This window comes from Sphingomonas sp. 10B4 (assembly GCF_035019905.1).
Taxonomy (GTDB): domain Bacteria; phylum Pseudomonadota; class Alphaproteobacteria; order Sphingomonadales; family Sphingomonadaceae; genus Sphingomonas; species Sphingomonas glacialis.
Map to the genome: position 1 here is coordinate 1 of NZ_JASJVC010000131.1, position 3,649 is coordinate 3,649.

Annotated in this window: 3 protein-coding genes and 1 pseudogene; 1 reads left to right on the forward strand and 3 read right to left on the reverse strand. The window is 58.2% G+C overall.

Annotation, left to right across the window (positions count from 1 at the left end; all coding sequences use genetic code 11):
- Positions 1-120: 120 nt before the first annotated feature.
- Positions 121-425: pseudogene (locus QN347_RS18865) on the reverse strand (integrase core domain-containing protein); the annotation flags it as partial.
- Between the two features lie 318 nt (positions 426-743).
- On the opposite strand from QN347_RS18865, the gene QN347_RS18870 reads away from it, so the two are divergent.
- A complete protein-coding gene (locus QN347_RS18870) occupies positions 744-1,394 on the forward strand; it encodes a BON domain-containing protein (protein WP_322161055.1) in 651 nt (216 codons plus the stop codon).
- A 683-nt stretch (positions 1,395-2,077) separates the two neighbouring features.
- Here the strand turns inward: QN347_RS18870 and QN347_RS18875 are convergent.
- Both QN347_RS18875 and QN347_RS18880 read right to left on the reverse strand, forming a co-directional pair.
- A complete protein-coding gene (locus QN347_RS18875) occupies positions 2,078-2,470 on the reverse strand; it encodes a DUF2171 domain-containing protein (protein ID WP_323494313.1) in 393 nt (130 codons plus the stop codon).
- A 4-nt stretch (positions 2,471-2,474) separates the two neighbouring features.
- The gene (locus tag QN347_RS18880; protein ID WP_322161051.1) at positions 2,475-3,347 is read right to left on the reverse strand and encodes a slipin family protein; all 873 of its coding nucleotides are present in this window, start codon (positions 3,345-3,347) and stop codon (positions 2,475-2,477) included.
- Positions 3,348-3,649 lie beyond the last annotated feature (302 nt).

Genomic DNA, 3,649 nt, shown 5'->3' on the forward strand with positions numbered 1-3,649 from the left:
TCGGTCCACATCCAAGCTCTGAATCATACTTCAGCGACAAGCGGAATCCCTCAAATCCGATTTTCCAAACAGCCTCTTACACCAGGCCGGCCCCGTAAGCGAATGATGCCTCACCTAGGTTTATAATTCCGGCATCTGATGGATCGGATTGACGATGAACCAGTCTGGCTCTGAAATCCAGATTTTGGCGATGTATTCGTAGCGCGTGAGACCGCTGAGTGTCTTGAGCCGGGCCAGGGAAGTTATAGGGCGGCGATGAAGTCGTCGACATGCGTCCGTAGCTGGTCGTGGCTTTCGTAGTGGAAGCGCTTGACGGTCGCTTCCTTGATGGTGCGGTTCATCCGCTCGGCCTGTCCGTTGGTCCAGGGACGGTTTGGTTTGTTGACGCGTTGTTCGATCTCGTTCGCCTCGCAGATCACGTCGAAGCGCATCTGGCGAAACCAGTCAAGCCACCAAGCGCCTGCAGTTCGTGCTGTTCGAAACCCATCTACCAACCCGCCGATCTTTTGCTCGCGACGGGGGGAGGGACGGCAACTATCTCGGTCTGTAGTCGGGTTATCGCTTCTAGCGGGGCGCGCCGCAGATCCTCTTTCGACGAAACGCAGTGCCGAACGCTATGGCGATCCGGTCGAGGCCTCAGCTGGGGACGCAGATGAGGCCCCCATGCGTACTTCCCGAGTCTGTCCGGTCGGTATGTTTGGTCGCAATACGGCCCGTACAGTTTCTCAACGGGAGCCCAAGCCATGTCGACCGATCGCCATTTGCAAAAAGCCGTAATCGCCGAACTCGGTTGGGACGTGCGGGTTAACGCCGCGGATATCGGCGTTGTCGCTCATGACGGAATCGTCACACTCACTGGTCACGTCGAAACCGGCGCGGAAAAGCAGAACGCCGAAGCGACGACGGGGCGGGTCCAGGGCTGCAAAGGCGTGGCCGACGAGTTAACGGTGCGTTTGTCGCCTGGCGCAGTTCGTCAGGACGAGGAAATCGCCTCGGCGATTGTCCAGCGGCTGGAATGGAACGCTGCAATACCGAAGGGGGCGATCCTGCCGGCGGTCGAGAAGGGTTGGGTGACCCTGACCGGTGAGGTGAAATGGCATTTCCAGAAGGAAGATGTCGAGCACGACGTGCGTCGGTTGATCGGTGTGGCAGGCGTTACCAACCGCATCACGATCAAGCCGCAAGTCGACGTGGTGGGCGTAGCGGACGATATTCGCGCCGCGCTCAACCGCTCGTGGTTCTTTGATAAGGATACCATTGGTGTGAGCGCAGACGGCGGGAAAGTTACCCTGACCGGAACGGTGCCCTCGCTTCACGGCCGTCATGCCGCGGAGCGCGCTGCTTGGGGGGCTGCGGGCACGGTGGATGTCGCGAACTTTATCACGGTCGTGTAATCAAATTTGCCTAAAGCCAACGTCATCATTCGCATAGGTTGGTGCACCGACCCTGCTGGCTGGGCACCACCGCACGCGGACTGGGCAATCGGCCCCTGCAATCAAATTACGAATGGAAGTGTAATGCTTACTGCCGAGGGTTTCTGCGTACTGGTGGTTCTCCCGATCGTCGGAGGCGTATTGGCGTCGCTTGCGGTGATCGCATTAACCCATGTCGAACCAAGGTGGATCTGGAAGGCGACACCCTCCGACGCGCCTTGGAAATAACGAGACTAGCGTCGCGCGAAACGACGTGCAGCCTGACAGCGCTAAAGGTGCCTCCAACCTTTCAAAGCCAGCTTGGACCTTTCAGTGCATCAGTCTCGAATATCCGCCCAGGTCTCCGAGCCGGCGTCTAGACTGCTCGACCTGTTCGGTCTGGCGGTCGATCAGACGCTCCACATCGGACCAACGCTGATCCTGGTGAGTGAAGTTTGTCGATAGGCGCTAAGGCGGAACCCCATCTGTTCTCAGTACAACAATTTGAAAACCGACAAGAATATGGTCTTTAAGGGGGTACCGATCGGAGCCGATCGGTACCCCTCCAATTTTAGGTTTAACCCTCTTTTACAGCAATTTAGCAGTATTCTAGCGGCGTCCCGTTCGACGCTTATCAACATCTTGGCTTTTGGGCCATCCGAGCGTCAACGAGCGCCCCATCCGCCCATTCCACTCGCATCTTCAGGTACGCCGAAGACGCCGTTGGTCCGATCTGCCGTCGACGCGTGCCTGCGTGCATATGCGACTGCGCCCTCCACCGCTTCGATCGTTGTGGCATGGCCGGGATCCACAAGCACCGTGTTACCGTCGATGCTCGTAATGGCGGCAAGCGGCACGAAATGGTGAAGACCGTCTGCAAAACCTTCGCGTGTCAGCTCGACGACATAGTCTCTGACCTGATCCACGGTACCCAAATGAAGTCCGTGGGTATCGCCCACCGTCATGCCGTGCGTAATTTCCTGCGGTGTAAACATTTTAACGTCTTTCTTGGAGTTGACCAGTTCGGCCGAATTCATCGCCCACGTGCGGCGAGACACAACGCTATCTTTGTAAGGCAGGAGCGGACGACGCCGCGGCTTGCCGCGGCGTGCGTCCTGCAGCGGCAGTAGGGGCAGGCTTGCCCCGCGCATCGCCGTCGGACTTGGCGTCCGCTGCCGTCTCCAGCAATGTCAAGAATGGCTTGACGATGTCGATTGGCATCGGGAACACGACTGTGCTGTTTTGTTCAGCCCCGATCTCGGTCAGCGTCTGGAGATAGCGAAGCTGCATTGCGGCTGGGATGCTGGAGAGGATGGTGGCCGCGTTCACCAGTGTCTGCGAGGCTTGGAATTCGGCTTCGGCATGGATCACCTTGGCGCGGCGATCGCGCTCAGCCTCGGCTTGCTTCGCAATGGCGCGTACCATGTTGTCGGACAACTCAACGGTGCGGATTTCGACGTTGCTGACCTTGATTCCCCACAGCTCGGTCTGCGCGTCGAGGATGCTTTGCACGTCACTACTCAATTTCTTGCGCTCCGAGAGCATCTCGTCGAGCTCATGCTGCCCTAGAACCGCGCGCAATGTCGTCTGGGCCAGCATGTTCGTTGCGGGCAGATAGTCCTGGACCTGGATGATCGCGTGCTCTGGATTGCTGACGTTGAAATAGAGGACGGCATCGACTTTCATCGATACGTTATCGCGGGAAATGACATCCTGACTGGGTATCTCGATCACCTGGATCCGCAGATCGACCCGCACCATCTGCTGAATGAACGGCATGAGCAGGACGAGACCTGGCCCTCTGACGCGCTCGAAGCGCCCGAGCGTGAACACCACGGCGCGCTCATATTCGCGCAAAATCTTGATGCTCATCGTCGCGAGCACGAGCAACGCGATAATGGCAATCGGCGCTAGATAGTCGATCGGGGCGAACATGCTTCATTCCTCGGAGAGAGCGTTTCGTCGCGAATATGCTCGAGGGGCTAGCGACTGTTATCAGCCGGCTTAGAACGCAGCGCCGCCAGGATGCAGGTTCGGAAAGTACCTACGGCCGACCCGGCCAGGTCATCCGGGTCAGAAGGACCGTCATCAATCGCAGATCAAATGGGCGGATCGAGACGCCGAACCCTGGTCGTTGGACACGGCCCCCGTGCGGCCGAACTAGCCCGGATTATTCGTCGGACGGGCGATTTCGGGTTGGCGAGCGTAGCTTAACCTACTGATTTAGTGTAGAGAAA

Bases quoted from the DNA above. Each gene is read 5' to 3' on its own strand.
- QN347_RS18870 (WP_322161055.1), top strand. From the start codon at position 744: ATGTCGACCGATCGCCATTTGCAAAAAGCCGTAATCGCCGAACTCGGT.
- QN347_RS18880 (WP_322161051.1), bottom strand. From the start codon at position 3,347: ATGTTCGCCCCGATCGACTATCTAGCGCCGATTGCCATTATCGCGTTG.